This window comes from Streptomyces xiamenensis (genome assembly GCF_000993785.3).
In the GTDB taxonomy this organism is placed as follows: Bacteria; Actinomycetota; Actinomycetes; order Streptomycetales; family Streptomycetaceae; genus Streptomyces; species Streptomyces xiamenensis.
Genome location: NZ_CP009922.3, coordinates 5,537,906 through 5,563,354, shown reverse-complemented (window position 1 = coordinate 5,563,354; position 25,449 = coordinate 5,537,906). Strand labels below are relative to the sequence as shown.

Below are 25,449 nucleotides of genomic sequence, written 5' to 3'. Positions count from 1 at the left end.
ACGCCGGGCCCGGGTCGCCCGTGGCGGAGTCCGGGACCGGGACCGGGGCCGGGTACGAGGCGGTGCACCAGCGCTTCGCCCGGCACGCGGCGCGGCGGCCCGGCGCCCCGGCGCTGATCGAGGGGCCGCTGCGGCTGAGCTACGGCGAACTCGCGGGCCGGGCCGGGGCCGTCGCGGCGCACCTGCGCGCCACCGGACTGGGCCGGGGAACGGTGGTCGCGGTGCTGGCGGAGCGTGGTGCCGCGTCGGTGACCGGCTTCCTCGGCGCGCTGTACGCCGGTTGCGCCTATCTGCCGGTGGATCCCGCACAGCCGGCGGCGCGGATCGACCGGCTGCTGGCGTCGGCGGACGCGGTGCTGGTGACGGAGGACGCCCGGGCCACGGTGGCGGGTCTCCCGGTGGCCGGCCGGCTGCCGGTGCTGGTCCTGGAACGGCTGTGGGCGGACACCGCGGCGGGGCGGAGCGCGGGCGCGCCGGCACCGGACCCGGCCGCGGTGACGGGTGAGGACATCGCGTATGTGATGTTCACGTCGGGCTCGACCGGGGAGCCGAAGGCGGTGGTGGTGCCGCACCGGGCGATCAGCCGGCTGGTTCCGGAGGCCGACTACCTGACCATCGGCGCGCGGGACCGGGTGGCGCATCTGTCGCACCCGGCGTTCGACGCGGCGACGTTCGAGGTGTGGGGGGCGCTGGCCGGCGGCGCGGCGCTGGTGACCGGCGGTCGTGAGGTGGCGCTGTCCCCCGCCCGGCTGCGCGAGTTCATCGCGCGCGAGCGGATCACCGTGCTGTGGCTGACGGCGACCCTCTTCCATCAGGTGGTGGACTTCGCGCCGGATGCCCTGGCACCGCTGCGGGTGCTGCTGGCGGGCGGCGAACAACTGGACGCGCGGCGGCTGGCCGTCCTGCTGGCCCGGCCCGACCGGCCGGAGCGGATCGTCAACGGCTACGGGCCGACCGAGAACACCACCTTCAGCACCTGGCACGACATCACCGACCGGGACACGGCCGCCGGGATCATCCCCATCGGCCGGCCGGTGTCCGGGACCACCGCCCATGTCCTGGACGAGCGGGGCGAGCCGGTGCCGGTGGGCGCGGTCGGCGAACTGGCGGTGGGCGGGGAGGGCCTGGCACACGGCTACCGGGGGGCGCCCGCGGCGACGGCCGACGCGTTCGTGCCCGATCCCTTCGACCCGCGCGGCGGGCGGCGGCTGTACCGCACCGGTGATCTGGTGCGGGTGCTGCCGGGCGGGCTGCTGGCCTTCGAGGGGCGGCGGGACGACCAGGTCAAGGTGCGCGGCCACCGGGTGGAGCCGGCCGAGGTCGAGCGGGCGCTGTGTACGCTGCCCGGGGTCGCGGAGGCGGTGGTGCTGGCCCGTCCCACCGAGCACGGTGCGGAACTGGTGGCCTGGGTGACCGCGGGCGCGGGCCGCGCGGCCGGACCGCTGGACGGCCCGGCCCTGGTCGCGGCGCTGCGCGAGCGGCTCCCCGAGCATCTGGTGCCCGTGGTGGTGCCGCTGGATCGGCTGCCGGTGAACGCCAGCGGGAAGACGGACCGGGCCGCGCTGCTGGCCGGCCCGCTCGCCCCGGCGGCCGCCCCGGAACAGGAACCGGCGGGAAGTCCCGGGGACGGGGATCCGCTCACCGGCCGGGTGACGGCCCTGTGGTGCGAGGTGCTGGACGTGCCGGCGGTGCGGCCCGGGGACAGCTTCCTCGCGCTGGGCGGGCACTCCATCATGGCGCTGCGGCTGCTGGCCCGGTTGGACGAGGAGTTCGAGGTCACCGTCGACCTCGGGGACTTCTTCGCGGACCCGACACCGGCCGGGCTGACCGCCCTGGTGCGCGAGGCGGGGGCGGCCGATGTCCTCACCGACTGAGCACGAGGCCGGCACGGTGCTCGCGGCGGTGCTGGCGCAGGCCGGGCTGCGGCCCGGCGCCCCGGCGGTGGAGGGCCCGGAGGGCACGCTCAGCTACGCCGGCCTGGTGGCCGCCGCGCGCGGTGAGGCCACCCGGCTGGCCGCCGCCGGCGCCGGCCGGGGCACCCGGGTGGCCGTGGAGGCCGGGTACGGGGCCCCTTATCTGGTGCCGTTGCTGGCCTGCTGGATGCTGGGTGCCACCGCCGTGCCGCTGGACCCGGCGGCTCCGGGCGAGCGGCGCCGCTACCAGATCCGGCGGGCGGTGTGCACGGTCGCGGTGCGCGGCACGGCCACCGACGGGGTGAGCACGACGGCGACGGCCGAGGTGGGCCGCGAGAAGGCGGCGATCGCCCCGGATCCGGGCGGACCGGCGGCGTACGTGCTGTTCACCTCCGGGTCCACGGGGGTGCCCAAGGGCGTGGAGGTGGAGCATCCGGCGCTGCTGAACATGCTGGAACACTTCGTGCGCGCCCTGGAGTTCGGCCCCGGGAGCCGGATGCTGGCGCACAGCAATACGGTGTTCGACATGTCGGTGCCCGAGCTGCTGATCCCGCTGGTGTGCGGCGGCACCGCGGTGGTCGCACCGGAACGGGCCGCCCGCAACCCGGAGTTCTTCGCCCGCTTCCTGCGCGGGGCACGGCTGTCGGCGGCCTGGGCCACCCCGAGCCAGCTGCGGTTGCTGCTGCCCTTCCTCGGCGGTGAACGGGTCTTCGGCACGCTCATCTCCGGCGGCGAGGCGCTGCCGGCCGCGCTGGCCGAGGAGTTGCTGCCGGTGACGGGGGCGCTGTGGAACGCGTACGGCCCCACCGAGATCACGGTGGTCGGGCTGTGCACTCCGCTGGAGCCGCCGTTCCGCGATCCGCTGCCGATCGGCCGGCCGCTGACGGGCCTGGGCGCCCGGGTGCTGGACGAGGCGGGGCACCCGGTGGCGGCCGGGGAGGTCGGTGAGCTGTGGCTGTCGGGGGCCGGGGTGGCGCGCGGCTACACCGGCGAACCCGGCCTGACCGCCAGGTCGTTCGTCACCGCGGCGGACGGCTCACGGATGTACCGCACGGGCGATCTGGTCCGGGCCGGGGCGGACGGGCAGCACTACTTCCACGGCCGCGCCGACGACCAGGTCAAGATCCGGGGCCACCGGATCGAACTGGGCGAGATCGAGGCGGTCGCCCAGCGGCTGCCGGAACTGGCGCAGGCGGTCGCGGTGGTCTGCGAGGGCCCCGAGGGCCGCCCCGAGCTGTACCTCGCCTGCGTCCCGGCCGCCGGATCGCCGCCGTGGCCCCAGGCGGGGCGGGAGGTGCGGGCCGGACTGCACCGGCTGCTTCCCGCGTACATGAGACCGCGTCAGGTGCTGGACTTCGCGGCGCTGCCGGACACGGCGGCGGGCAAGACCAGCAGGCGCGCCGTGCGGGAGCTGGTGCGCGAGCGCCTGCACCGGCCGCAACCCCCGGCACGGACCCCGTCCCACCCTTCCCCAGGACACGAGAGGACCCTCCCATGACCGAAGAGGCAAACGGCGCCGGCGAGCAGCAGTTCGTGGTGGTCATCAACGACGAGGAGCAGTACTCCGTCTGGGCCGCGGAGCGTCCGGTGCCGGCCGGCTGGCGGGCGCTGGAGATCAGCGGGACCCGTCAGGAGTGCCTGGCCCACATCGGCACGGTGTGGACCGACATGCGGCCGCGGTCCCTGCGCGTCGCGATGGGCGAGAGCTGACCCCGCCCCGCACATCACCCCCGGCGGCGGGCGGGCAGCCCGCCGCCGTTCCTTACCCGGAGGTCCGCCCCATGTGGAAACTGCTGCGCACCGACAAGCGCTTCAGACGGCTGTTCATCGGTGAGACCTTCTCCAGTTTCGGGGACAGCGCGGTCTATCTCTCGCTGGCGATCTGGATCAAGGATCTGACGGGGTCGGACGCGGCGGCCGGCGTGGTGTTCCTGATCATCACGGCCCCCGGTCTCGCCGCCCCGTTGCTGGGCCACTGGGTGGACCGGGTGCGGCGGCGTCCGCTGCTGCTGCGGATGTACTCGGTGATGGCGGTCCTGGTGCTGGGGCTGCTGTTCGTCGGGGATTCCGGCGATGTGTGGATCATCTATCTGGTGACGCTGGCGTACGGGGTGCTGTTCGCCACCCCGGCGCGGCCGGCGCTGCTGAAGGACATGCTCCCCTCGGAGAACGCGGCGGCGGCCCGGTCGCTGCTGATCACCGTGCGGGAGGGGGTGCGGATCGTCTCGCCGGTGGCGGGCGCCGGCGTGTACACGGCGTTCGGCGGGGGCGCGCTCGCGGTGCTGGGGTCGGCGACCTTCGTGGTGGCGGCGCTGGTGCTGTGGTCGATCAAGGTGGTGGAGTCGGAGCCGGAGCCGGCGGGCGAGCCGTTCGCGCGGTCGGTGACGGCGGGTTTCCGTTTCGTGCGGGCCACGCCGTTCCTGCTGCGGCTGGCGGTGTCGTTCGTGGCGTTCCTGGCGGTGGTCGGACTGCTGGAGACGGCGGTGTTCGCGGCGGTCGACCAGGGGCTGGGGCAGGGGCCGGCGTTCGTGGGGGTGATCGCCTCGCTGCAGGGCGGCGGTTCGGTGCTGGGCGGGATTCTCGCCGGTGTCGTGGTGCGGCGGGCCGGGGAGTTCCGGGGCAGCGCGGTGGGGTACGCGCTGATATCGGCCGGCCTGGTGCTGTGCGTGTGGCGCGAGATGCCGCTGTTCATCCTGGGCGCGATGCTGATCGGTACCGGGCTGCCGTTCCTGATGGTGGCGCTGAGCACGGCGCTGCACCTGTACGCGCCGGCCCGGATGCAGGGCCGGGTGAACGCGGCGGTCAGCTCGGTGTGCGATCTGTTCCAGACGCTCTCCATCGCGGCGGGCGCGGCGCTCATCGGGCTGATCGACTACCGGATCATGTACGCCCTGATGGGGATGACGGCCCTGATGTGCGCGGTGTCCGTGCTGTTGCGCCGGATCGCGCCGCCGCAGGTGGCGGAGTCGGTGGCCGATGATCCCGGCGATGGGCGGCTGGAGGCTCCCGCCGGGCCGCCCCGGCCGCCGGACCCCTCGGATCCGGCGGACGAGGAGCTGCGCCCGGCCCGTTGAGAGGGGGCGGACGGCCGGCCCTGGCCCCGTACCGGGCCCGCGCGGGAGACGGACCGACGCCGCGCCGGGCGGCTACAGGGAACCGCCCGCACGGTGGGTGCGGATGATGAGGTAGATGAGGTACGGGGCGCCCAGCACGCCGGTGACGACACCGACCGGGTAGCGGGTGCCGAACGCGAACTGGCCGCAGAAGTCGGCGACCAGCACCAGCAGCGCGCCGATGAGGGCGGCGGGCACCAGCAGGGAGTGGCCGGGCCCCACCAGACGGGCGGCGATCGGGCCGGACAGGAACGCCACGAAGGCGATCGGTCCGGCGGCGGCGGTGGCGAAGGCGATCAGGCCCACCGCCGCGACGATGGCGATGATCCGGGTGCGCTCGACGCGCACGCCGAGGGCCGCGGCGGTGTCGTCGCCCAGCTGCATCGTGGACAGGCCGCGCGATTGCCCCAGCAGAACGGGCCCCAGGACGGCCAGCGCGATCAGGACCGGCACCACCTCCGTCCAGCTGGAGCCGTTGAGGCTGCCGGTCAGCCAGCGCATCGCCTCCTGGAGATCCCACTCCCCCGCCCGGCTGAGGATGTAGGCGGTGAGGCTCTCCAGCATGGCGGCGATGCCGATGCCGATCAGGATGAGCCGCGAGCCCGCCACCCCGTCCTTGAAGGACAGGGTGTACACCGCCAGGGCGACCAGCAGGCCACCGGTGATCGCGAAGACGGAGACCCCGACCTCGTTGAGCGAGAGCACGACGATCGCGAAGGCGGCCGCCGCGCTCGCCCCGGTGCTGATGCCGATGATGTCGGGGCTGGCCAGCGGGTTGCGCAGCATCGTCTGGAAGGTGACACCGCCCAGACCGAAGCACAGCCCGACGAGGACGGCGAGCACCGCACGGGGCAGCCGCAGCCGGCCGACGGTGAAGGACGCACCCGGGACCTGCTCGCCCAGGATCACCCGCCACACCGCGTCCGGCGGGTAGGAGGTCTTGCCGAACATCAGGCTGATCGCGAACGCGCTGACGACGAGAGCCACGAGGACGGCGATGGTGGCGCGCCGCCGGTTCGCGCGGCGGATCCGGCCCTCGGCCATGGCCTGAAGGGTCACAGGGCTCGTACTTTCTGTCGGCGGACGATGTAGATGAAGAAGGGCGCGCCGATCAGGGCCGTCACAATGCCGACGTCGATCTCCGAGGGCCGGTTCACGATGCGGCCGACCACGTCGGCGGCGGTGAGCAGGGCGGCGCCCAGCAGCGCGGCGAGCGGCAGCAGCCAGCGGTGGTCGACACCGACCAGCAGCCGGCACAGATGGGGCACGACCAGGCCCACGAATCCGATCGGGCCGGCGACGGCCGTGGCCGCGCCGCACAGCAGGATGGCGCCCAGAGCGGAGAGAGCCCGGGTCGCGGCGACGTTCTCGCCCAGCCCGGCGGCCAGTTCGTCGCCCAGCGCCAGGGAGTTCAGGCGGCGGGCGGACAGCAGACACAGGGCGAACCCCACGGCGAGGAACGGTGCCACCTGGCCGAGCTTGTCGAAGGAGGCTCCGCCGACGCCGCCGATCTGCCACATCCGGAAGGTGCCGGCGATGTCGTTGCGCGGCAGCATGACGGCGGTGACCAGGGAGGCGAGCGCGGCGGAGACGGCCGCCCCGGACAGCGCGAGCTTGAGCGGGGTGGGCCCGCCCCGCCCCATCGAACCGATGGCGTAGACGAACAGCGCGGTGGCGGCGGCGCCCGCGATGGCGATCCAGATGTAGCTGGTGGGAGAGGTCAGGCCGAAGAAGGCGACGCCGGTGACGATGGCGAGCGAGGCACCCATGTTGACGCCGAGGATGCCCGGGTCGGCCAGCGGGTTGCGGGTCACGCCCTGCATGACGGCGCCGGCCAGGGCGAGGGCCGCGCCGACCGTCATGGCCAGCAGGGTGCGCGGCACCCGCTTCTTGACGGCGGCCTCGCCGAGGGTGCTCTCGGCGCCGCCGAGGCCCGCGACGATGTCGGACCAGCCCACGTCCCGGGCGCCCAGGGCCACCGAGGCGGCCATGGCGAGGACCAGGAGGGCCAGGGCGGCGGCGATCCACAGACCCCGGACATGGGCCGGACGCCGAGCGAGGTCGGCGTCCGGCGTGTTCCGGGTGGTGACGGCCGTCATTCCACCTTGTCCGCGGCCTCGGCGAGCAGGGCGGCGTAGTCGTCCAGCACCCACGAGATGGACAGCGGGGTGGGGTTGGCGGCGGTGGCCAGCGGCGTGCTGCCGGGCAGGAAGGCCACGGAACCGCGCTCGACGGCGGGGATCTTCGAGAGCAGCGGGTCCTGCTGGACGATCCCGAACAGCTCGCCCTCCTCGTCGCCGTAGCCGGTGATGATGTCCACGTCGTCGAAGACCTGGATCTGCTCGGCGCTCTGGGTCAGCGCGAACTGGTCGGTTCCGGCGGAGAGTTCGGCGATGCTGCCGGGGGTCCGCAGGCCGAGGTCCTCGAAGAAGAGGGCGCGGGTGTCGTGCGCGGTGTAGAAGCCGATCTGGCTCACGTCGGTCGGGTCGATGTGGGTCATGAACATCACCGACTTGCCGGTCAGCTGCGGGTAGCCGGCGACGGTGTCGCTGATCTCCCGCTCCAGGTCGGCGATCAGCGCCTCGCCCTCGGCGCCCAGGCCGATGGCCTCGCTGTTGAGCTTGATGATGTCGCGCCAGGACGTGGCCCAGGGAGCCTCCGGGTAGGCGATGACCGGGGCGATGTCGCTGAGGGTGTCGTAGTCCCGCTGCGTCAGCCCCGAGTAGGAGGCGAGGATGACGTCGGGGTTGGTGTCGGCGACGGACTCGAAGTCGATGCCGTCGTTCTCGTCGAAGAGCACCGGGGTCTCGGCACCGAGCTCGTCGAGCTTCTCGGTGACCCACGGCAGGACGCCGTCGCCGTCGTCGTCGCCGAAGTTGGCGGCGGCCATGCCCACCGGGACGACGCCCAGGGCCAGCGGCACCTCGTGGTTGGCCCAGGCGACGGTGGCGACGCGCTCGGGCTTCTGAGGGATCGTCGTGGTGCCCAGGGCGTGTTCGATGGTGATCGGGAACGCGCCGGACGCGCCGTTCTCCGTGTTCCCGCCCTTGTCGGCGGCGTCGTCCGCTCCGTCGTCGGAGGCGCCGCAGGCGCTGAGACTCAGCGCGACAGCCGCTGCCGCGACCGCCGCCCAGACCCGGTATGAACGCATGACAAAGACACTCCGCTCCACAAACTTAGGTATGCCTTACCTATGTTACGCGAGTGTCCCGGGGCGACAGCCAAGGGGTCGGCCGCCCGAAGGCGACCGACCCCGAGGTCATTGCGGTGAGCGGCTCACAGCTCCTTGATGCGGATGTCCCGGTAGGAGACCACGTCGTCGGCGCCGTGGACCTGGAGGCCGACATAGCCGGAGGCGTTGCGCCGTCCGTTGCTGCCCGGGTCCCCGCCACGCGGCGGCTCGAAGGCCAGACCGCGGACGTTCTCGAACTCGTTGATGAGAACGCCGTTGCGGTAGATCTCGTAGGACTGCCCGATGACCCGGATCTCGTAGTCGTTCCAGGTGCCCTTCGGGGTCACCCCGGCACCGCCGAGACCGACCCGGTCGAAGCCGTAGACCGAACCGGTCTTGTACAGATCGCCGGTGGGCCGGTCATAGATCTGGATCTCGTGACCGTAGTTGATCGCCACCCACTCCGGCCGGCTCTCCTCCGGATGGCCGTGCACGTCCGGGAACCGGACGAACACCCCGCCGTTGGTGAGCAGTCCGTCGGGGGCGTCGTCGCGCCACTGGAGCTTCAGCGAGAAGTTCTCGTACTGCCGCTCCGGGAACCACAGCATGCCCATGCCCGGCACGTCGCTGCTGCTGGTCATGGCGTTGTCCTCGGAGAGCCCGAAGGCGCCGCCGCCGACCTGCTGCCAGCGCTCGAAGCTCTCCTGGCTGCCGTCGAACAGGCTGCGGTAGCCCTCGGTGTTGCCCGGGGTACCGATGCCCGAGTCACGCGCGGCCTGCTTGATCAGCCCGGACTCGCGCTCGTCGATGACACCCTCCTCCAGCAGCTGACCGACGACCGTGTCCACGTGCTTGAGGAACAGCGCGTGCGAGGACCAGTCCTTCTCGTCCTCGATCCGCTCGTTGATGCGGCAGCGGGTCTCGGTGATCCGGTTGGGCACCCCGGTGTTCACCTCGCCGACGAACACCGTGCGGCGCTCGTCGAACTCGGCGCAGTTGGGCGCGGGGACGCCACCGCCGCGGGCGACGGTGAAGACGACCTCCCCGGCCTGCGAGGTGTTGCCCGCGGCATCGGTGGCCCGGTAGGAGACGGTGTGCCGTCCGACGCCGTCCACGATCACCGGACGCCCGTACTCCAGGTAGGGACCGCCGTCCAGCGAGTACTCCACCAGTTCGACGCCCGACTCCTCGTCGGTGGCCTCGATCGTCACCTGGGCGTACCCGATGTACGAGCCCGAGGAGTTGATGTTGCCGGACACCGAGGCCGAGACCTCGGGCGCGGTCACGTCCTCCTCCACGACCTCCACGACGGTGAACTCGACACTCTGCTCCTGCGAGACGTTGCCGGCCCGGTCGGTGGCGCGGTAGCGCAGCACGTGGCTGCCGAGGTCGTGGACCATCACCGGCCCGGTGTACTCCTGCCACGCGCCGTCGGCGCCCCGGGCGTACTCGATGGAGTTGACGCCGGAGCCGGCGTCGGAGGCGGTCACCGTGACGGTGGCCATGCCGAGGTAGTCGCCGTCCTCGTTCTGGTCACCGCTCACCGTCGCCGAGGTCTCCGGCGGCTCGGTGTCGTCGGTCGGCGGCTCGACCACGGTGAACTCCACCGTGCCCGGCTCCGACACGTTGCCGGCCACGTCGGTGGCGCGGTAGCGCAGCACGTGGTCACCGACCCGGTCCACCACGACCGGGTCGGCGTACGGCTGCCACTCCCCGTCGGCGCCCTCGGCGAACTCCACGCTCGCCACGCCGGAACCGGCGTCGGTGGCCTCCAGGGTCACGGTGGCCGAGCCGAAGAACGCGCCGTCGTCGTTGCGCACGCCGTCCACCGAGGCGGTGACCTCGGGTGCGGTGACGTCCTCGCCGTCGTCCTCGGTCACCACCAGGGTGCCCTGCATGGCGCCGTGGCCCGGGATCGCGCAGTAGTAGCGGTAGACGCCCGGGGTGAGGACCACCTCGGCGGTGTGCAGACCGCCGTTGTTGTCGGTCGGGTTGGCCAGGATGTTGAGGTCGACGTCGTTGTTGAACTCGGGGTTGCTGGTGTCGAAGGTGAGCGTGTGCGGCATCGCGATGTCGTTGCCGGTGGCCACGCTGTTCTCGAAGACGATGGTCGCCGGCCCGGCCACCGCGGTCTGCGGCGCCGAGGTGAAGGCGTCCATCCCGCCGTCCGCCGTCCAGCGCAGCGTCTGCTCCGCCGCCACCGCCCGCTCCTCCCCCGGTCCGCCGAGGGCGGCGGCCGAGGTGAGCCCCAGCAGCAGGGCCATCGAGGTGAGCAGCGCGGTCCACAGGGTGCGGCTGTCAAGGCGTGTGCGTCGTCTCATCAGTCGCCCTTCCTGACCAGGTCGGAGGCGGCCGGGGTGGGCGCGCCGCCGGAGTAGGTCACCCGCCACAGGGCGGATTCGCTGTCGGAGTTGAAGAAGCCCCGGCCGTAGTCCAGGACGTACAGCGAGCCGTCGGGGGCGAACTTCCAGTCCATCAGGTTGCGGATGCCGCCCTGACCGACCGGGATGATCTCCTTGAGCGGCTCCACATGGCTGGGCGGGGTGCCCCCGCCGATGGTGTCCGGGTCGATCAGGACCGCGTGCCGGGGCTGGACACCGTCGTAGAAGTCACCGATGAACCACTTGCCGTCCCAGTAGCGGGGCCACTTGACGTCGCTGGCACGGTCCTCGTCGTACCGGTAGACGGGTCCTGTCATCGCGGCCTGGCCGCCGCCCTTGGCCCAGGGCAGCCGGTAGAACTCGTCGTCGATGGCGTAGGACGGGATGCCGTCGGCGTTGCGCGGATAGTCGGGGCCGCCGCCGTTGGGGGCGTACCAGATCGACACCGGGGTGACCGGGGGCAGCTTCACGAGGCCGTCGTTGTGCGGGGACTCGTTGCGCGGCGCGTCGCAGTCGTACCAGCCCAGCGGCTGCGAGGGGTCGGGCAGGTTGCGGTCCCGGTAGGGCTGGTTGTTGCCCATGCAGAACGGCCAGCCGAAGTTGCCGGGTGCGGTGATGGCGGTGAAGGACTCGTACTTGGCCGGGCCCCAGGTGGTGCTGGGCTGTGAGGCGTCGGGGCCCACCCAGCCGGCGTAGAGCACGTCGGTCTGCCGGTCGACGAAGATCCGCGAGGGGTTGCGCACGCCCATCGCGTAGATCTCGCCCCTGGTCTTGCCGCCGCCCTCCGCGGTCTCCCTGCCGGTGAACAGGTTGCCCTCGGGGAGGGTGTAGGTGCCGTCCTGTTCGGGGTGGATGCGCAGGATCTTGCCGTTGAGGTTGTTGGTGTTGCCGGAGGTGCGGCGGGCGTCCGCGAAGGAGGTGCCCGCGAACACCGGCTCGGGGTTGTTGCCCGAGTAACCGTTAGTGAATCCGGAGGAGTTGGTGTCACCGGTGGCGATGTAGAGGTTCTCGTGCGAGTCCCACGCCATCCCGCCGCCCGCGTGGCAGCAGCTGTGGATCTGCACCGGCCACGACAGCAGCACCTTCTCCGAGGACAGGTCCAGCCTGCCGGTGGAGCGGTTGACGGTGAAGCGCGAGACACGGCGCTCGGCGGTCCGCTGCTCGCGGTCGATCTCCGAGTGCGGTGTCCAGTGCAGGTAGATCCAGCCGTTGGTGGCGAACCGGGGGTCGAGCTCGATGCCGAGCAGCCCTTCCTCGGTCTTGACCAGTTCGCCGCCGCCGCCCTTGTTGCCGAAGACGGTCAGCGAACCCACCAGGGACGCCTGGCCGGTGCGCGGGTCGTAGACGTGGATCTCGCCCTCGCCCTTGCCGATGTCCGGGTCGTTCCAGTCGGTGATGACGGAGGAGCCGGCCGGGCCGCCGCCGCGTCCGATGTAGAAGATCCGGCCGTCGGGGGCGGGGACCAGGCCGTGCGGCTCACCGATCTGGTCGTGCTCGCCCGGCTGGTTGGGCGGGGTCAGCCGCTCGGCCGTGTAGTTGGCGGTGACGGTGGCCTGGCAGTCGGCACGGGCCACCCGGTTGGTCCAGGTGAGCGCGCCGCGCAGGTGGTCACGGAAGTCGGCCTCGGCCCACGAGGCGACGGTGCCGCCCATGGCGGTGTAGAAGGAACGGCCGCCGGCGTAGTCCTGGCACCAGGAGATGGGATGGTCGGGCCCGTTGGCCGACTCGCCCGGCCGGTAGTCCAGTTCGCGGACCCGGGCGACGGTGTGGACGTCACCGGAGGGATTGGTCTCCCAGTTGAGCCACCGGTCCAGGCGGCTCCACTCCGGCGGCAGACCGGCGGTGGCCGGGTGGACCCGGTCGCCGACCTCGACGGTGGCGCGCTGCGCGGTGGAGCCGCTGTCCCCGGTGGCGCGGGCGCCGATCAGCCCGCCGTACCAGTCGGAGTACGGCTCGGTACGGGCCGCGTCGTGCACGCCGAGGAAGCCGCCGCCCGCCGCGAGGTAGGCCTGGAGGCCCAGTTCCTGCTCGGCGTCCAGGACATCGCCCGCACCGGTGAGGAAGACCACGGAGTTGAAGGCGCCGAGCCGGCGGCCGTCGGTGAACACCGAGGCGTCGGCCGTGGCTTCGACGGAGAATCGCTGGTTGGCGGGCCCGCTGCGCCCGATGGATTCGAGCGCGGCGATGCCGGTGTCCACGGTCGGGGACTCCGTACCGGCGGACGCGTGGAAGATCAGCACACGGACGTCGTCGCCGCCCGGTGGCTGCGGCAGGTTGAGTGCCTGTGCGACGGACTCGGCGGAGGGCTGGGCGCTGGCCGCGGGTACCGCGTACAGCGCGCCGGTCGCCATCACGCCCGACAGCAGGGCCGACGCCCATATCCGTAGGGACCGCGTGCGGCGGGGCCGGCGTTCCGGACCGTCCGCGGGGGATCTGTGCACCTGCTCCGAGTTCCTGGGACTGTGATGCGGTGTTCGCCGCATGTGCCACCCACTCCTCACTGGTGGTTCCGGGTCAGCGAGCAAGGTAGACGCTTGTTCCCACACCGCCAAGGGCTTTGGACCAAACTCGTCGAAACTTTGTCATGATCTGGATAAAGTCCCGTTCGAGAGCTATGTTGTCCGGCGGCTCGTGCTCGAAGTAGCAACAGTTGCAGGGAGTTGTGCCCATGAACGCGGTGACGGGCGGTAACGGAAGCGACGACGGAAGCCGGACCGATGGGTCCGCCGGACCAAGCCGGGGGCCAGGCAGGCGCTCCCTCTTCTGGGGTGCCGCGGCGATGGCCGGCGCCGCCTCACTGACAGCCGCGGCCCCGGCCGCGAACTCCGCGGCCGCGGCCGGGACGGTGACGGCCCCTACCGCCCAGGCACGCAACCAGGTGCGGACCATGAAGCTCTACCTGGAGCGGCTCTCCGACGGCCGCATGGGCTACGGCCTCCAGCCGGGCAAGGCCTCGGTCCCGGGCCCGCTGATCGAGATGGTCGAGGGCGACACGCTGCACATCGAGGTCGAGAACCTCATGGACGTGGACGCCAGCCTGCATGTGCACGGCGTCGACTACGAGATATCCAGCGACGGCACCCGGATGACCCGCTCCCACGTACCGCCCGGCGGAAAGCGGACGTACACCTGGCGCTCGCACGCCCCGGGCCGCCGGGCGGACGGCACCTGGCGCTCGGGCAGCGCGGGCTACTGGCAGTATCACGATCACACCGTGGGCACCGACCACGGCACGGCCGGGGTGCGCAACGGCCTGTACGGTCCGCTGGTGGTGCGGCGCGCGGGCGATGTGCTGCCGGACAAGACGATCACCATCGTCTTCAACGACATGCTGACGAACAATCTGAAGGCCGGGGCCGACTACGAGGTCACGATGGGTGACCGGGTGGAGATCATCTCCATCACCCACGGCGAGCTCTACCACACCTTCCACATCCACGGTCACCGCTGGGCCGAGAACCGCACCGGGCTGCTGGAGGGCCCCGAGGACACCAGCAGGATCGTGGACAACAAGATCACCGGGCCGGGCGACTCCTTCGGCTTCCAGATCATCGCCGGCGAGGGGGTCGGGCCGGGCGCGTGGATGTACCACTGCCACGTGCAGAGCCACTCGGACATGGGCATGGCCGGACTGCTGCTGGTGAAACGACCGGACGGCACGATCCCCGACTACGAGCACCACCACACGGCGGCGGGCACCGCCGACGAGGGCGGCGCGGACACGGCCGGTCACAGCGGCTCGCACGGATCGGCCGCCGACCACAGCGGGCACTAGCTTCCCTGGCGGAAGCCCCGCACACCCCGGTGCCGCCGCACGCCTGTGGCGTGCGGCGGCACCGGGGTGCTGTGCGCCGGTCGTCCCCGGGGGATCAGTAGGCGCTGTTCACGTTGTCCATGGAGCCGTAGCGGTCGGCCGCGTAGTTGCAGGCCGCGACGATGTTGGCCACCGGGTCGTAGATGTCGGTACTGGTCCCCTCCACGTGGTACTGCTCGAAGGTCGGGTCGATGACCTGCAGCAGGCCCTTGGACGGGATGTTCTTGACCGCGTTGCTGTCCCACATGTTGATCGTGTGCGGGTCACCGCTGGACTCACGTATCAGGTTGCTCTTGATGCCGTCGTAGCTGCCGGGGATACCGTGCGCCTTCATGACATCCAGGGCCTCGTTGATCCACTGGTCGATCTGCTCGGCCGAGGCGGGCTGCGGCTTGGGCTGCTCGGCCTTGTCGATCACGACGATGGTGCCGTCGGCGTTGTACTCGGCGCCGCGGCCCTTGTCCGCCGGAGCGGACTCCTCCTGCGCCGCCGCGTCGTCCTGCGCGGCCTGCGTCGCGGTGTCCGCCGCCGCGCCGTCGTCGGTGGTGGTGTCGTCGGTGGCAGCGTCGTCGGTGGCGGTGTCGTCGGTGGTGGTCTCGGCAGCGCTGTCGTCGGCGGCCTCGTCGCCGTTGTCGGCGGCGTCACTGCCGGTGACCGGGGACTTGACGATCACGCTGCTCGCGCTGTCCGGGGAGAACGCGGCCGGAGCACTGGTGCTCATGGCCGTGGGGGCGACGGCGGACGCGTGCGGGTCGGCCACTGCACCGGGGGTGTGCACGAGGGACACCACCGCCGCGCCGGCGGTGACCATCCCGGCCACAGCGGCCGTGCGCATTCGAATACGGGAAGCGCCATGGGTGGCGGTCATACAGACACCTCGATCCTCGGAGGAGCGGGGGAGAGAAGCCGCGGAACGCGACCGATCGCCACCATGCACAACTCGGACCATCAACGGCAAAGACCTCATCTCCGACAAGATTTAGTACATCCCTCACTGTCATTTCATGTCCGCCTTGTCCCACTGGCCCGGAGCACTCCTAAGCCCGTACGGATGTGACGGCCCTCTCATGCCGGGGCTCACAGTCCGGCCCCCGCCGCGTCACCGGGCATCACCGGGGCATCACCCACCGCGCCCGCCTCTGGGGAGGTAGCGACCGCCCATCGAATGCAGGTTAGGCTTACCTAACCGACAGGAAGGGCGTCATGAGCGACATCGTCACGCATCGTGGTCAGGTGCTGCGCACCGAGCGGCTCAGTGCGCATGTGATCAGAGTTGTCCTCGGGGGTGAGGGCCTTCAGGAGTTCGCGGTGGGGCCGTACAGCGACAGCTACGTGAAGCTCGTCTTCGCCCAGCCCGGAGTGGACTACCCCGAGCCGTTCGACGTGGCGGAGATCCGCCGCACGCTGCCGCGCGAGCAGTGGCCCAGCATGCGGACGTACACGGTGCGCGCATGGGACCCACAGGCCCTCGAACTGACCATCGACTTCGTCCACCACGGCGACACCGGCCTGGCCGGGCCCTGGGCCGCCGCCGCGCGCCCCGGGGACCGGATCGCCCTTCTGGGCCCCGGCGGCGCCTACGCGCCCGACCCCACCGCCGACTGGCATCTGCTCGTCGGGGACGAGAGCGCGCTGCCCGCCATCGCCGCCTCCGTCGAGCGGCTCCCGCCGGGAGCGGTCGCGCGGGTCCTCATCGAGATCGACGGACCGGGTGAGGAACTGAAGCTGGAGCCGCCGGCCGGGGACGTCGAGGTGGTCTGGGTCGACCGGCGCGAGGGACGCTTCGGTCCGGCGCTCGTGGACGCCGTCACCTCTCTCACCCTGCCGCCGGGGCGCGGGCACGCCTTCGTGCACGGCGAGGCGAACTGGGTCAAGGAACTGCGGCGCCATCTGCGGCACGAGCGCGCCATGGCGCCCGAGCAGTTGTCCATCTCCGGGTACTGGCGCCGGGGGAACGACGAGGACGGCTGGCAGGCGGCCAAGGCGGAGTTCAATCAGCGGATCCTCCAGGAGCAGGAGAGCCGGGCGTAGCCGGACCGCGCGCCCGCGGAAGCAGCAGGGCACGGGCGACGGCCGGGGTCAACAGGGTCGAGGGCGGCTCGCTGAGGGTCCCCACCCGCACCAGGGCGCGGCGCAGCCGAGGGTCGTGGTGGGCCGCCCGTTCCAGGCGCAGGGCCAGGCTCCGGTGGACACGCGCCGCCCGGCGTGATCCGGAGCCGGTCGCGCCGGGGTGCAGCAGGTCGGTGCCGGACGCCAGGTGCCACGCGCCCGAGACCGCGCGCGCGATGGCGCGCTGGGTGTCGCGGGAGGAGGCGTGCGGGGTGTCGGCCAGGGCACTCACCCCGGCCGCGGTGGCGGTCATGCCGTAGCCGAAGGTGGGGTTGGTGGTGAGCAGAGCGTCACCGACGACCAGGAAGCCCTCGGGCCAGCGGCGCATGCGCTCGTAGTAGCGGCGCCGGTTGCCGGTGTGCCGGTAGCCGCGGATCGGGGCCACGGGTGTGACGGAGGTCAGCAGGTCGGCTATCACCGGGTGCTCCAGGGAGCGGGCGAACGCGAGGAAGCCGTGGTGGTCCAGCGGCGGCTCGGCGCCCCTGGTGCCGGACAGGGAGATCAGCCAGCGGCCGTCCTCGATCGGGAAGACCACCCCGGCCCGGGCGGGGCGGTGCCGGGAGGGACCCGGCTGGATGCCGATGAGGGGGAAGCCGTCCCGGGCGGCGGGCGGCGCCAGCACGGGCACCGAGGCGTAGGCGACGCCGGCGTCGACGGTCCGTTCCCGTACCGGGGGCAGGCCGAGCGCGGTGAGCAGGGCGGGGGTGCGCGAGGCGCGGCCGGTGGCGTCGACGGTGAGTGCGGCCTCGTACCAACGGGTGGTGCCGTCGCGGTGCCGGGCGAGGGCTCCGGTGACACGGTGGCGGCTGCCGGTCAGTTCCCGGACCTGGGCGCCGGTGACGAGGGTGATGCCGTCCATCTCCCGGACGCGTTCGCGCAGGGTCCATTCGAGCAGCGGGCGGCTGCACAGCAGGGCGAGATGTCCGGTCGGTGTTCTGGGCTGCCAGCCCAGATCCCCCAGGCTGACGACGTCGGCGGACATGTCGATGCGGTGGGCGCCCACCGCCAGCAGCCGGCCGAGCGTGCCGGGGAGCAGGGCCTCGATGTACCGGCTGCCGGCGGGCAGCAGCAGATGACCGTGGTGGGCCTGCGGGGTCCCGGCGCGGTGGGCTGCTCCGGTGGGCAGCCGGTCCTGGTCGAGGACGGTGACGGTGGTGTGGTGGCGGCGCAGCACGGTGGCGGTGAGCAGTCCCGCCAGTGAGCCGCCGAGGACCAGGGCGGGTGGGCCGCTCACTGGGGCTGCCACGGGGGGACGTGGGTGGCGCGGGGGTCGGGGAGGCCGAGTTGGTGGAGCCGGTCGAGGGGGGCGAAGGGGTGGATGCCGAGGCCGGCGAGGTTGTAGGTGGCGGTGTAGCGCAGCCGCGGGCTGTGGTGGGTGCGGCGCAGCGCGCGGCGGCCCAGGACCCGGGTGGTGCGGCCGGTGGCGGTGACCAGGCGGGCGGCGTCGTGGCTCATCACGGCGATGTGCCGGATCCAGGGCAGCCGTTCGGCCTCGTAGGCGGCGAGCGCGGTGTCGGTGTCGGGTGCGGTGGCGAGGTGGTGGGCCAGGGTGTGGGCGTCGCAGATGGCGGTGTTCATGCCCTGGGCGGCCAGGGAGTGCACGGCGTGGGCGGCTTCGCCGACCAGGGCGAGGCCGGGGACGGTGAGGGTGGGGGCGGTGCAGCGGCGCAGGGTGAAGGTCTGACGGGTGGCCAGGGATCCGGTGAGGCGTTCGGTGAGGGGGCGCAGGGCGGGGGTGTCGTGGTCGAGCCCGGCGGCCCACCGGGTCATGGCGGCGTGGTCGGCGCCGCGCACCTCGTGGGGGCGGATCTGGACGTAGATCCGGGTGCGGCCGTGCGGCAGGGGGTAGACCAGGCGCAGCCCGCGGGGGGTGCGGTAGGCGGTGACGTCGCCGGGTTCGGGTGGTGCGCCGGGGAGTTCGAAGGACAGCAGCCGGTGCGGGTAGGCGCGGGTGGTCAGGGGGATGCCGGCGGCGCGGCGCAGTCGGGAGGACATGCCGTCGGCAGCGATGACCAGGGGGGCGTGGACGTCCTCGGTAGTGCCGTCGCGGCGCACCCGTACGCCGGTGACGCGGCCGGTGGGATCGTGCAGCAGCGTGGCGGCGAAGGCACCCCGGCGGATCTCGGTGCGCGCCGGGAGGGATTGGGTGAGGGCGGTGAGGATGGCGGTGTGGTCGTGGCTGAGCAGGGTGCGGTACCCGGTGGGGAGGGTGGTGTAGTCGAAGACCATGAGGGGGGTGGCGTCGGGTCCGCGGATGGTGAGCCGGGTGAGCGGGACGGCACCCGCCGCGGTGAGGGCGGCGGTGACGCCCCAGCGGGTGAGGATGCGCAGAGCGGCGGGCTGGAGGACCTCGCCCTTGGCGACGGGGGCGGGCCGGCGCTGTTTGTCGAGGACGAGGGTGCGCAGGCCGAGATCGGCGAGGGCGCGGGCGGTGGCCAGGCCCGCGGCGCCGGCGCCGCAGACGATGGCGTCCCAGGTGGTCATCCGGCGGCTCCCGGCGGGAAGGTGCGGTGGTGGGCCGCCAGGGCGCCCAGAGCGAGGCCCTGGGCGATGAGGTGGCCGGGGTAGGCGAGGTGGTCCTTGATGTACCAGCAGGTGGGGCCGGGTTCCCAGGTGCCGTCGGGGAGCTGGGCGGCCAGCAGCCACGCGGCGCCGCGGGCCGCTGCGGTGCGTGCGGCGGCGTCGTCGTCGGTGAGCGCGGCGAGGCCCTTGACGGCACGGGCGGTCTCGTCGGTGGTGCCGGGACCGGTGGCGGGCGCGGCGCCCCAGGAGCCGTCGGGGAGCTGGGCGGCCAGCAGCCAGGCACGGGCGCGGGTGGCGAGCCGGGTGCGGGTGAGGCCGAGGCGGGCGGTGGTGTGCAGGACGGCGGCGGTGGCGGGGACACCGCCGCGGTGCCACAGGGCCACGTGCGAGCCGTCCGGCCGCTGGCTCGCGGTGAGCCGGCGCAGGGCGCGGCGGACGGCGCGGTCGGTGCCGGGGACACCGGCGGCGGTGAGGATGTCGATGGCCTGGGCGGTGACGTGCGGGCAGGCGCGGTCCGCCGGGCAGCGGGTGTTGCGGGTGAAGACGCTCCAGGCGCCGCCGCGGTCCTGACGGGCCCTCAGCCAGGCGGCGCCCTGGCCGAGGGCCTGGCCGTGGCCCCGGATGGCGGCCAGGCAGGCGAGGGCGGCGACGGAGTCGACGGTGTTGGGCCAGCCCTTCGCCCCGGACCAGGCCCAGCCGCCGGGTGGGCAGTCGTACAGCGGAAACGGTTCGTCCTGCCGGCAGTCGAGCAGCCAGCCGGCGGCGCGCCGTACCCGGGAGTCGGTGCGGTGTCCGGCGTGGCACAGGGCTTCGGTGGTGACGGCGTGGCCGACGAGGTCGACGTCGCGTGGGCCCATTCCCTGCATGAGGACCCATGAGCCGTCGGGCCGGGCGGCGGCGCGCAGATAGCCGACGGCCGCCCGGACGACCTCGGGCGCGGTGCCGGCCCGGTGCAGCGCGGTGACGGCCAGCCCGGTCAGCCACGGGTCGCCGCTGCCGAAGGAGCCGACCCCGCCCTCCTGGTGTTCGCCGGCCCGCAGGATCGCGGTGGCGGCGGCGGTGGTGCGGGCACGCAGGGCCGGGGGCCCTGGCCGCACCTGGTGCTGGAGGAGGGTGAGGGCGGCGAAGGGGGTCTGCAGGAAGGACAGCAGTTTCCGGATCAGTGGGGCGGGCAGCAGCAGGAGTTCGGCGGGGACCCGGGGGGTGCCGGCGGGTTCGCGCGCTTTGGTGAGGGCCAGCAGCAGCCCGGTGAGCTGCCGCACGGTGGGGTCACCCAGCCCCTGGACGCCGCCCCGGCCCTCCAGGAAGCACAGCCCGGCGCGTACTTCCTCGGCGGTGCGTCCGGGGGCCGCGGTGCGCAGGGCGGCGACCGCCATGGTGGTGGAGATGAAGTCGCTGGGGCCCTCGCCGGTGACGGGCCAGCCGCCGTCCTGGTTGCGGGCGCGCAACAGCCAGCCGACGCCGCCGCGTACGAGGGCGGCGGAGGAGTGCGGGTCGGCGGTGTGCAGGGCCAGGACGGCGCCGGCGGTCCCGGTGACGAGGCTGGGACGGGTGTCGTACCAGGTGCCGTCGGGGTCCTGGGCGGTCAGCAGGGTGTGGGCGGCGGTGTCGATGGCGGCGGACAGCCGGGCGTTACGGGCGGGATGCTGGGCCATGGTCACTCCCGGGCGGTCAGCTGGTGCGCCGGCCGAGGTAGTCGATGAGGGCGAGGAGCGGGTCGCGGGCGGTGCCCCCGGTGTCGGCCTCGGCCAGGCAGGCGAGGCCGCGTTCGAGGTGGTGCTGGGATTCACGTTCGGCGAAGCGGCGCCCGCCCGCCTTCTCGATGAGGGCGGCGGCACGGCGCAGTTCCGCCTCGTCGGCGCGGGGGGTGGTGAGGAGGTCGGCGAGTTCGGCGGCGGCGGGCACCGGGGCGGCGAGGGCGGCCAGGACGGGGAGGGTCTTCTTGCCCTCGCGGATGTCGGCGAGGACGGGTTTGCCGGTCTCCTTCGGGTCGCCCCAGATGCCGATGATGTCGTCGACGCACTGGAAGGCGAGCCCGAAGTGGCGGCCGGCGCGGCCGAAGGCGGCGGCGGTACGGTGCGGGGCACCGCCCAGGACGGCGCCGAGTTCGGCGGCGCAGCCGAGCAGGGAGCCGCTCTTGCCGGCGGCCATGGAGCGGTACTCGGGGATGGTGACGGCGCCGGGGCCCTGCCAGGGGCGGCGTACGAAGGCGAGGTCCTGGGTCTGGCCGCTGACGAGTTCGGTCATGGAGCGGGCCAGGACGCGGGTGGCGCGCGGGGCGTGCGGGCTGTCGTGGCGGGCGAGCGTGGTGAAGGCGAGGGTCTGCAGGGCGTCGCCGGCGAGGATGGCGGTCGCGGCGCCGAAGGTCTTCCAGACGGTGGGTCGGCGGCGGCGCAGTTCGTCGCCGTCCATCATGTCGTCGTGGATGAGGGTGAAGTTGTGGACGAGTTCCACGGCGGCGGCGCCGGGCAGGGCTGTGTCCGCGGTGGCGCCGACGGAGGTGGCGGCCAGCAGGGTCAGGGCGGGGCGGATGGCTTTTCCGCCGCCGCCTCGGGTGGGGGTGCCGTCGGGGCGGCACCAGCCGAGGTGGTAGCCGATGGCGCGGCCGAGGTGGGGGTCGAGACCGGCGACGGCGGTGCGCAGTTCGGGTTCGATGAGGGTGCGGGCCTGCTCGGTGACGGCGGTGGGCGGCGAACTGCTGGCGGTCACGGCGTCAACGTCTCCTGGTCGGGGAGAGGGGGTGGTGGTGTGCGGACGGCGCGGGTGAACCAGACGGTGAAGGCGATCAGGGTGGCGGTGCACAGGACCAGCCACGGGGTGTCGGGGCCGGGGTCGCCGGTCAGCAGGTCGGTGAGCAGGGCCACGGTGATGGCGACGGCGGTGATGGGCATGTGCATGGAGGCCCAGAAGGTGACCGCGTTGTTGGCGCCGTGGGTGGCCAGTGCCCCGTGCAGCAGACGGCGGCCGACCCACAGCGGGACCGGGAAGGTGGCCAGGATCGCGAGGCCGGGCAGGACGGGGAGGGCTCCGGTGAGCAGCAGGAGGGCGGTGGCCGCGTAGGTGAGGGACTGTCCGGCGAGATAGAGGCGGATGAGGCCGCGGGCGCCCAGGGCCACGGCGAGGGTGCGTTTGCCGGTGCGCCGGTCGCCGTCGATGTCGGCGAGGTTCATGACGGACATGCGCAGGAACTGGAAGACGAAGACGATGGCGACGTAGGTGAGGGTGGCGGCGGTGGGGTCGCCGCCCTGCAGGCGGTGGGCGAGGAGCGGGCCAAGGCCGTAGAGCACGGCGGCACAGGCGATCTCGCCCAGGGCGCGGTAGTTGAGCCGGGCGGGCGGGGCGGTGTAGAACCAGGCGGCGGCCAGGACGGTGACGGCCATCAGCCGGGACGCGGTGTCGGGCATGACGGCGGTGACGGCGGCGGCGAGGAAGAGCAGGACGAAGGCCGCGCCGAGGCTGACCAGGGGTGGCAGCAGTCCGTCGACGAGGACCCGGCTGCCGCCGGTCCAGGAGGTGGGGCTGTGGTTGGCGCGGTCGGCCTCGAGGTCGAAGTACTCGTTGCAGTAGTGGGTCATCAGGTGGGCGGCCCAGCCGAAGAGCAGGGTGCCCATGTACCAGGCCGGGGAGAATCCGTGGCCCTCATGCTGGGCCGCGGTCACCCCGAGGCCGACCACCATCATGCTCTGGAACAGGAATTTCGGGCGCCCGAGCCGGATGAAGGCCGTCAGCCGGCCCGGAGGGGCGGGAGGTGAGGGGGCGTTGGCCGTCATGGGGCGCTCCTTGGCCAGGGGGTGTCTTCAAAGTGGCGCCGTCCGCCCGAAGGGCGGGCCCCGCGGTGTCTGGTGCTGGGGGCACCTCCCGGCCGAAGGCTGGGGGAGCATCGCAAGGCGGAGGGTCGCCCTCATAGCGGGTTATTCGGGCGATTCGACAACGCAGCGAGGTGCCGTGCCGGACGCCGCGGGGCAGGCGGGACTTTGAAGACACCCCCTGGGCCGGTGGCGGGGCGTGGCCAGGCGACGGTAGAGGGGGATCTCCACGGTGCGGTGCAGCAGCCAGGCGGCGGCGAGCGCGCAGGCGGCGTACAGGGCGGTGACGGCGAGGGCGGTGGGCAGGGGGTGGCCGGGCGCGGTGATCAGCTGGTTGATCGTCAGGATGACCGGCCAGTGCACCAGGTAGAGGGCGAAGGAGCGCTCCCCGAGGTAGACGAGCGCGCGGTGGCGCAGCCAGGTCCTGTGCCCGTCCAGGTCGGCTGCGGCGGCGGCCAGGACGAGCAGGGCGAGCGGGGCCGCGGTGATGGCGGCGGGGATGAACGGGAAGGGCAGCAGGGCCAGTCCGGGGACCAGGCACAGCGCGATGGACGCGGTGGCGGCGGGGACGCCCAGTGGGGGGCGGCGGCCGGCCCGCAGCAGGAGGGCGCACAGGGCGCCGAGGACGAACTCGGGAAGCCGGGCGGCGGGCAGCATGTAGGAGATCCAGAACTGCCACTGGGGGACGTTGTCGGCCTCGGCGATGGGCGGGCCCTGGAACTGCAGGGAGATGAGGGGGACGGTCCAGATGGCGGCGAGGGCCAGTGCGGCGGCGGCCCACAGCCGGTGGGCGGGGACGCGGCGCAGCAGGGGAAGGATGAAGGGGAGCAGGGCGTAGCAGAAGATCTCGGCGGCCAGCGACCAGGTGACGATGTTGACGCCGGCGTTGTAGTCGCGGGTGGGGATCCAGGTGTTGACGAGGAAGAGGTTGGTGAGGGCGGGGAGCACGGGGATGGGGCCCTCGCGGGCTTCGCCGGTGGCGGCGGCGCCGGTGAGGGTGAGGACGGCGAGGGTGACGGCCCACACCACGACGTGGTTGGGGTAGATGCGGGCGGCGCGGCGGCGCCAGAAGCGGGCCGGGGTGTCGCCGGGGCGGGCGGTCCAGGCGAGGACGAAGCCGGAGATGAGGAAGAAGCAGGAGACCCCCGTCATGCCGAGCGGGCCGAGCAGCAGGGCGGCGTCGGCGATGTTCTGATCGGTGAAGATCTCGGTGAACAGCCAGGCGTGGACGAGGAAGACGGCGGCGGCGCAGGGGAAGCGCAGTCCGGTGAGGGAGGGCAGTCGGTTCACAGATTGCCCCGGCGCGCCTGTTCGCGTTCGATGGCCTCGAAGAGGGCCTTGAAGTTGCCCTTGCCGAAGCCCTGCGAGCCGTGGCGTTCGATCATCTCGAAGAAGACGGTCGGCCGGTCCTGGACCGGCTTGGTGAAGATCTGCAGCAGGTAGCCGTCCTCGTCGCGGTCGACGAGGATGCGGTGTTCGCGCAGGGTGGCGACGGGGACGCGGGTGTGACCGGCCCAGTGGCCGAGGGTGTCGTAGTAGGAGTCGGGGGTGTCGAGGAACTCGACGCCGGCGGCGCGCATCGTGCGCACGGCGGTGACGATGTCGTCGGTGGTCAGGGCGATGTGCTGGACGCCGGCGCCGCCGTAGAACTCCAGGTACTCGTCGATCTGGGATTTCTTCTTGCCGAGGGCGGGCTCGTTGATGGGGAATTTCACCTTGAGGGTGCCGTCGGCGACGACTTTCGACATGAGGGCGGAGTACTCGGTGGCGATGTCGTCCCCGATGAACTCCTTCATATTGGTGAATCCCAGGGCGGTGTTGTAGAAGGCCACCCAGTCGTCCATCCTGCCGAGTTCGACATTGCCGACGCAATGGTCGATGGCCTGGAACACGGTGGGTGGGTCGGGGCGGGCGCCGGCCGGAGTGGCGAGGTAGCCGGGGAGGTAGGGGCCGCGGTAACCGGAACGTTCGACCAGGGTGTGCCGGGTCTCGCCGTAGGTGGCGATGGCGGCGTGGGTGACGCGGCCGTGCGCGTCGGCGGACTCCCGGGGCGACTGGAGTCCGATCGCGCCGTGTTCGGTCGCGTAGGCGTAGGCGGCGTGGGCGTCGGGGACTTCGATGGCGAGGTCGATCACGCCGTCGCCGTGCCGGGCGACGTGCCGGGCGAGGAATTCGCCGTACTCGGTCTCGGGGCGGATGACCGAGGTGAGGACGAAGCGCGCGGTGCCGGAGGCCATGACGTAACTGGCCGTCTCGCGGCTTCCGTTCTCGGGCCCGCGGTACGCGATCGGGCGCATGCCGAAGGCGGTGGAATAGTAGTGGGCGGCCTGCTTCGCGTTGCCTACCGCGAACACGACCGCGTCGATTCCCAACACAGGAAAAACATCGGTATCCCGTTGCACACAGACCCCCGCTGTGTCGGATCGCACTGTTGAACTCAGAAAAACGATAGGGAGCCCGGAGCAACAGCGTCAATCAATGTTCGACAATGCGGAAGAAATGCCCATTTCACCGGACTTGCCATATGCATAGTGAGCGAGCAGGCGAAGGGAATTACCGATTTCCGCGGGTGCGGGAGCGGTTGGCGGGGGCCGGCGGACAGGTGGTGGCCCGGGAGG

General features: G+C 72.7%; 19 protein-coding genes. 6 read left to right on the top strand and 13 right to left on the bottom strand.

Annotated elements, in window-relative coordinates; genetic code table 11:
- Positions 1–20: 20 nt before the first annotated feature.
- The 4 genes from SXIM_RS28855 to SXIM_RS25460 all read left to right on the top strand — a co-directional run bounded on the left by SXIM_RS28855 (position 21) and on the right by SXIM_RS25460 (position 4,987).
- Positions 21–1,874: a non-ribosomal peptide synthetase gene (locus SXIM_RS28855; RefSeq protein ID WP_425473491.1), complete on the top strand. Its 1,854-nt coding sequence runs from the start codon at positions 21–23 to the stop codon at positions 1,872–1,874.
- Positions 1,858–3,411, top strand: coding sequence for an amino acid adenylation domain-containing protein (locus SXIM_RS25470; protein ID WP_052385220.1), 1,554 nt, complete (start codon positions 1,858–1,860; stop codon positions 3,409–3,411). Before SXIM_RS28855 ends, SXIM_RS25470 begins: the two co-directional genes overlap by 17 nt.
- Positions 3,408–3,623: an MbtH family protein gene (locus SXIM_RS25465; protein ID WP_046725210.1), complete on the top strand. Its 216-nt coding sequence runs from the start codon at positions 3,408–3,410 to the stop codon at positions 3,621–3,623. The genes SXIM_RS25470 and SXIM_RS25465 overlap by 4 nt, the downstream gene beginning before the upstream one ends.
- Positions 3,624–3,694: 71 nt before the next feature.
- The gene (locus SXIM_RS25460) at positions 3,695–4,987 is read left to right on the top strand and encodes an MFS transporter (RefSeq protein ID WP_030731831.1); all 1,293 of its coding nucleotides are present in this window, start codon (positions 3,695–3,697) and stop codon (positions 4,985–4,987) included.
- Between the two features lie 72 nt (positions 4,988–5,059).
- Here the strand turns inward: SXIM_RS25460 and SXIM_RS25455 are convergent, their stop codons facing one another.
- The 5 genes from SXIM_RS25455 to SXIM_RS25435 form a co-directional block, all read right to left on the bottom strand.
- Positions 5,060–6,070 carry a FecCD family ABC transporter permease gene (locus SXIM_RS25455; RefSeq protein ID WP_046725927.1) on the bottom strand — a complete coding sequence of 337 codons (1,011 nt, stop codon included), beginning with the start codon at positions 6,068–6,070 and terminating at the stop codon, positions 5,060–5,062.
- Between the two features lie 11 nt (positions 6,071–6,081).
- Entirely contained in the window at positions 6,082–7,125 is a 1,044-nt protein-coding gene (locus SXIM_RS25450) for a FecCD family ABC transporter permease (protein WP_030731826.1), read from the bottom strand.
- Entirely contained in the window at positions 7,122–8,177 is a 1,056-nt protein-coding gene (locus tag SXIM_RS25445) for an iron-siderophore ABC transporter substrate-binding protein (protein WP_046725209.1), read from the bottom strand. The genes SXIM_RS25450 and SXIM_RS25445 overlap by 4 nt, the downstream gene beginning before the upstream one ends.
- A gap of 125 nt (positions 8,178–8,302) precedes the next feature.
- Positions 8,303–10,519, bottom strand: coding sequence for an OmpL47-type beta-barrel domain-containing protein (locus SXIM_RS25440; protein WP_030731823.1), 2,217 nt, complete (start codon positions 10,517–10,519; stop codon positions 8,303–8,305).
- Entirely contained in the window at positions 10,519–12,930 is a 2,412-nt protein-coding gene (locus SXIM_RS25435) for a ThuA domain-containing protein (protein WP_046725208.1), read from the bottom strand. Before SXIM_RS25435 ends, SXIM_RS25440 begins: the two co-directional genes overlap by 1 nt.
- A gap of 428 nt (positions 12,931–13,358) precedes the next feature.
- Here SXIM_RS25435 and SXIM_RS25430 point away from each other — a divergent pair, with 428 nt between their 5' ends.
- Positions 13,359–14,354, top strand: coding sequence for a multicopper oxidase domain-containing protein (locus SXIM_RS25430; RefSeq protein WP_046725207.1), 996 nt, complete (start codon positions 13,359–13,361; stop codon positions 14,352–14,354).
- 94 nt (positions 14,355–14,448) lie between these two features.
- Here SXIM_RS25430 and SXIM_RS25425 read toward each other — a convergent pair whose 3' ends face one another.
- Positions 14,449–15,228, bottom strand: coding sequence for a transglycosylase SLT domain-containing protein (locus SXIM_RS25425; protein WP_246156938.1), 780 nt, complete (start codon positions 15,226–15,228; stop codon positions 14,449–14,451).
- A gap of 368 nt (positions 15,229–15,596) precedes the next feature.
- On the opposite strand from SXIM_RS25425, the gene SXIM_RS25420 reads away from it, so the two are divergent.
- A complete protein-coding gene (locus SXIM_RS25420; RefSeq protein ID WP_030731811.1) occupies positions 15,597–16,424 on the top strand; it encodes a siderophore-interacting protein in 828 nt (275 codons plus the stop codon).
- On the opposite strand, the gene SXIM_RS25415 is transcribed toward SXIM_RS25420, so the two are convergent.
- From SXIM_RS25415 to hppD, 7 genes are all read right to left on the bottom strand, one after another.
- Positions 16,384–17,736: an FAD-dependent oxidoreductase gene (locus SXIM_RS25415; RefSeq protein ID WP_053116301.1), complete on the bottom strand. Its 1,353-nt coding sequence runs from the start codon at positions 17,734–17,736 to the stop codon at positions 16,384–16,386. The two genes, SXIM_RS25420 and SXIM_RS25415, sit on opposite strands and share 41 nt — an antisense overlap.
- Positions 17,733–18,986 (bottom strand): FAD-dependent oxidoreductase, encoded by a 1,254-nt coding sequence (locus SXIM_RS25410; RefSeq protein WP_046725205.1) that lies wholly within the window; start codon positions 18,984–18,986, stop codon positions 17,733–17,735. The genes SXIM_RS25415 and SXIM_RS25410 overlap by 4 nt, the downstream gene beginning before the upstream one ends.
- On the bottom strand, positions 18,983–20,680 hold the full coding sequence (locus SXIM_RS25405; RefSeq protein WP_053116300.1) for a prenyltransferase/squalene oxidase repeat-containing protein: 1,698 nt from the start codon (positions 20,678–20,680) through the stop codon (positions 18,983–18,985). The genes SXIM_RS25410 and SXIM_RS25405 overlap by 4 nt, the downstream gene beginning before the upstream one ends.
- A 16-nt stretch (positions 20,681–20,696) precedes the next feature.
- Positions 20,697–21,734: a polyprenyl synthetase family protein gene (locus tag SXIM_RS25400; protein ID WP_030731800.1), complete on the bottom strand. Its 1,038-nt coding sequence runs from the start codon at positions 21,732–21,734 to the stop codon at positions 20,697–20,699.
- Positions 21,731–22,795 carry a prenyltransferase gene (locus SXIM_RS25395; protein WP_046725204.1) on the bottom strand — a complete coding sequence of 355 codons (1,065 nt, stop codon included), beginning with the start codon at positions 22,793–22,795 and terminating at the stop codon, positions 21,731–21,733. The genes SXIM_RS25400 and SXIM_RS25395 overlap by 4 nt, the downstream gene beginning before the upstream one ends.
- A gap of 141 nt (positions 22,796–22,936) precedes the next feature.
- Positions 22,937–24,121 (bottom strand): acyltransferase family protein, encoded by a 1,185-nt coding sequence (locus SXIM_RS25390; RefSeq protein WP_052385217.1) that lies wholly within the window; start codon positions 24,119–24,121, stop codon positions 22,937–22,939.
- On the bottom strand, positions 24,118–25,260 hold the full coding sequence (hppD, locus tag SXIM_RS25385; protein WP_107046997.1) for a 4-hydroxyphenylpyruvate dioxygenase: 1,143 nt from the start codon (positions 25,258–25,260) through the stop codon (positions 24,118–24,120). Before hppD ends, SXIM_RS25390 begins: the two co-directional genes overlap by 4 nt.
- Positions 25,261–25,449: the final 189 nt, after the last annotated feature.

Bases quoted from the DNA above. Each gene is read 5' to 3' on its own strand.
- SXIM_RS25410 (WP_046725205.1), bottom strand. From the start codon at position 18,986: ATGACCACCTGGGACGCCATCGTCTGCGGCGCCGGCGCCGCGGGCCTG.
- SXIM_RS25405 (WP_053116300.1), bottom strand. From the start codon at position 20,680: ATGGCCCAGCATCCCGCCCGTAACGCCCGGCTGTCCGCCGCCATCGAC.
- SXIM_RS25445 (WP_046725209.1), bottom strand. From the start codon at position 8,177: ATGCGTTCATACCGGGTCTGGGCGGCGGTCGCGGCAGCGGCTGTCGCG.
- SXIM_RS25470 (WP_052385220.1), top strand. From the start codon at position 1,858: ATGTCCTCACCGACTGAGCACGAGGCCGGCACGGTGCTCGCGGCGGTG.
- SXIM_RS25435 (WP_046725208.1), bottom strand. From the start codon at position 12,930: ATGGCGACCGGCGCGCTGTACGCGGTACCCGCGGCCAGCGCCCAGCCC.
- SXIM_RS25460 (WP_030731831.1), top strand. From the start codon at position 3,695: ATGTGGAAACTGCTGCGCACCGACAAGCGCTTCAGACGGCTGTTCATC.
- SXIM_RS25455 (WP_046725927.1), bottom strand. From the start codon at position 6,070: ATGGCCGAGGGCCGGATCCGCCGCGCGAACCGGCGGCGCGCCACCATC.
- SXIM_RS25440 (WP_030731823.1), bottom strand. From the start codon at position 10,519: ATGAGACGACGCACACGCCTTGACAGCCGCACCCTGTGGACCGCGCTG.
- SXIM_RS25430 (WP_046725207.1), top strand. From the start codon at position 13,359: ATGGCCGGCGCCGCCTCACTGACAGCCGCGGCCCCGGCCGCGAACTCC.
- SXIM_RS25395 (WP_046725204.1), bottom strand. From the start codon at position 22,795: ATGACGGCCAACGCCCCCTCACCTCCCGCCCCTCCGGGCCGGCTGACG.
- SXIM_RS25425 (WP_246156938.1), bottom strand. From the start codon at position 15,228: ATGCGCACGGCCGCTGTGGCCGGGATGGTCACCGCCGGCGCGGCGGTG.
- SXIM_RS25420 (WP_030731811.1), top strand. From the start codon at position 15,597: ATGAGCGACATCGTCACGCATCGTGGTCAGGTGCTGCGCACCGAGCGG.
- SXIM_RS25465 (WP_046725210.1), top strand. From the start codon at position 3,408: ATGACCGAAGAGGCAAACGGCGCCGGCGAGCAGCAGTTCGTGGTGGTC.
- SXIM_RS25450 (WP_030731826.1), bottom strand. From the start codon at position 7,125: ATGACGGCCGTCACCACCCGGAACACGCCGGACGCCGACCTCGCTCGG.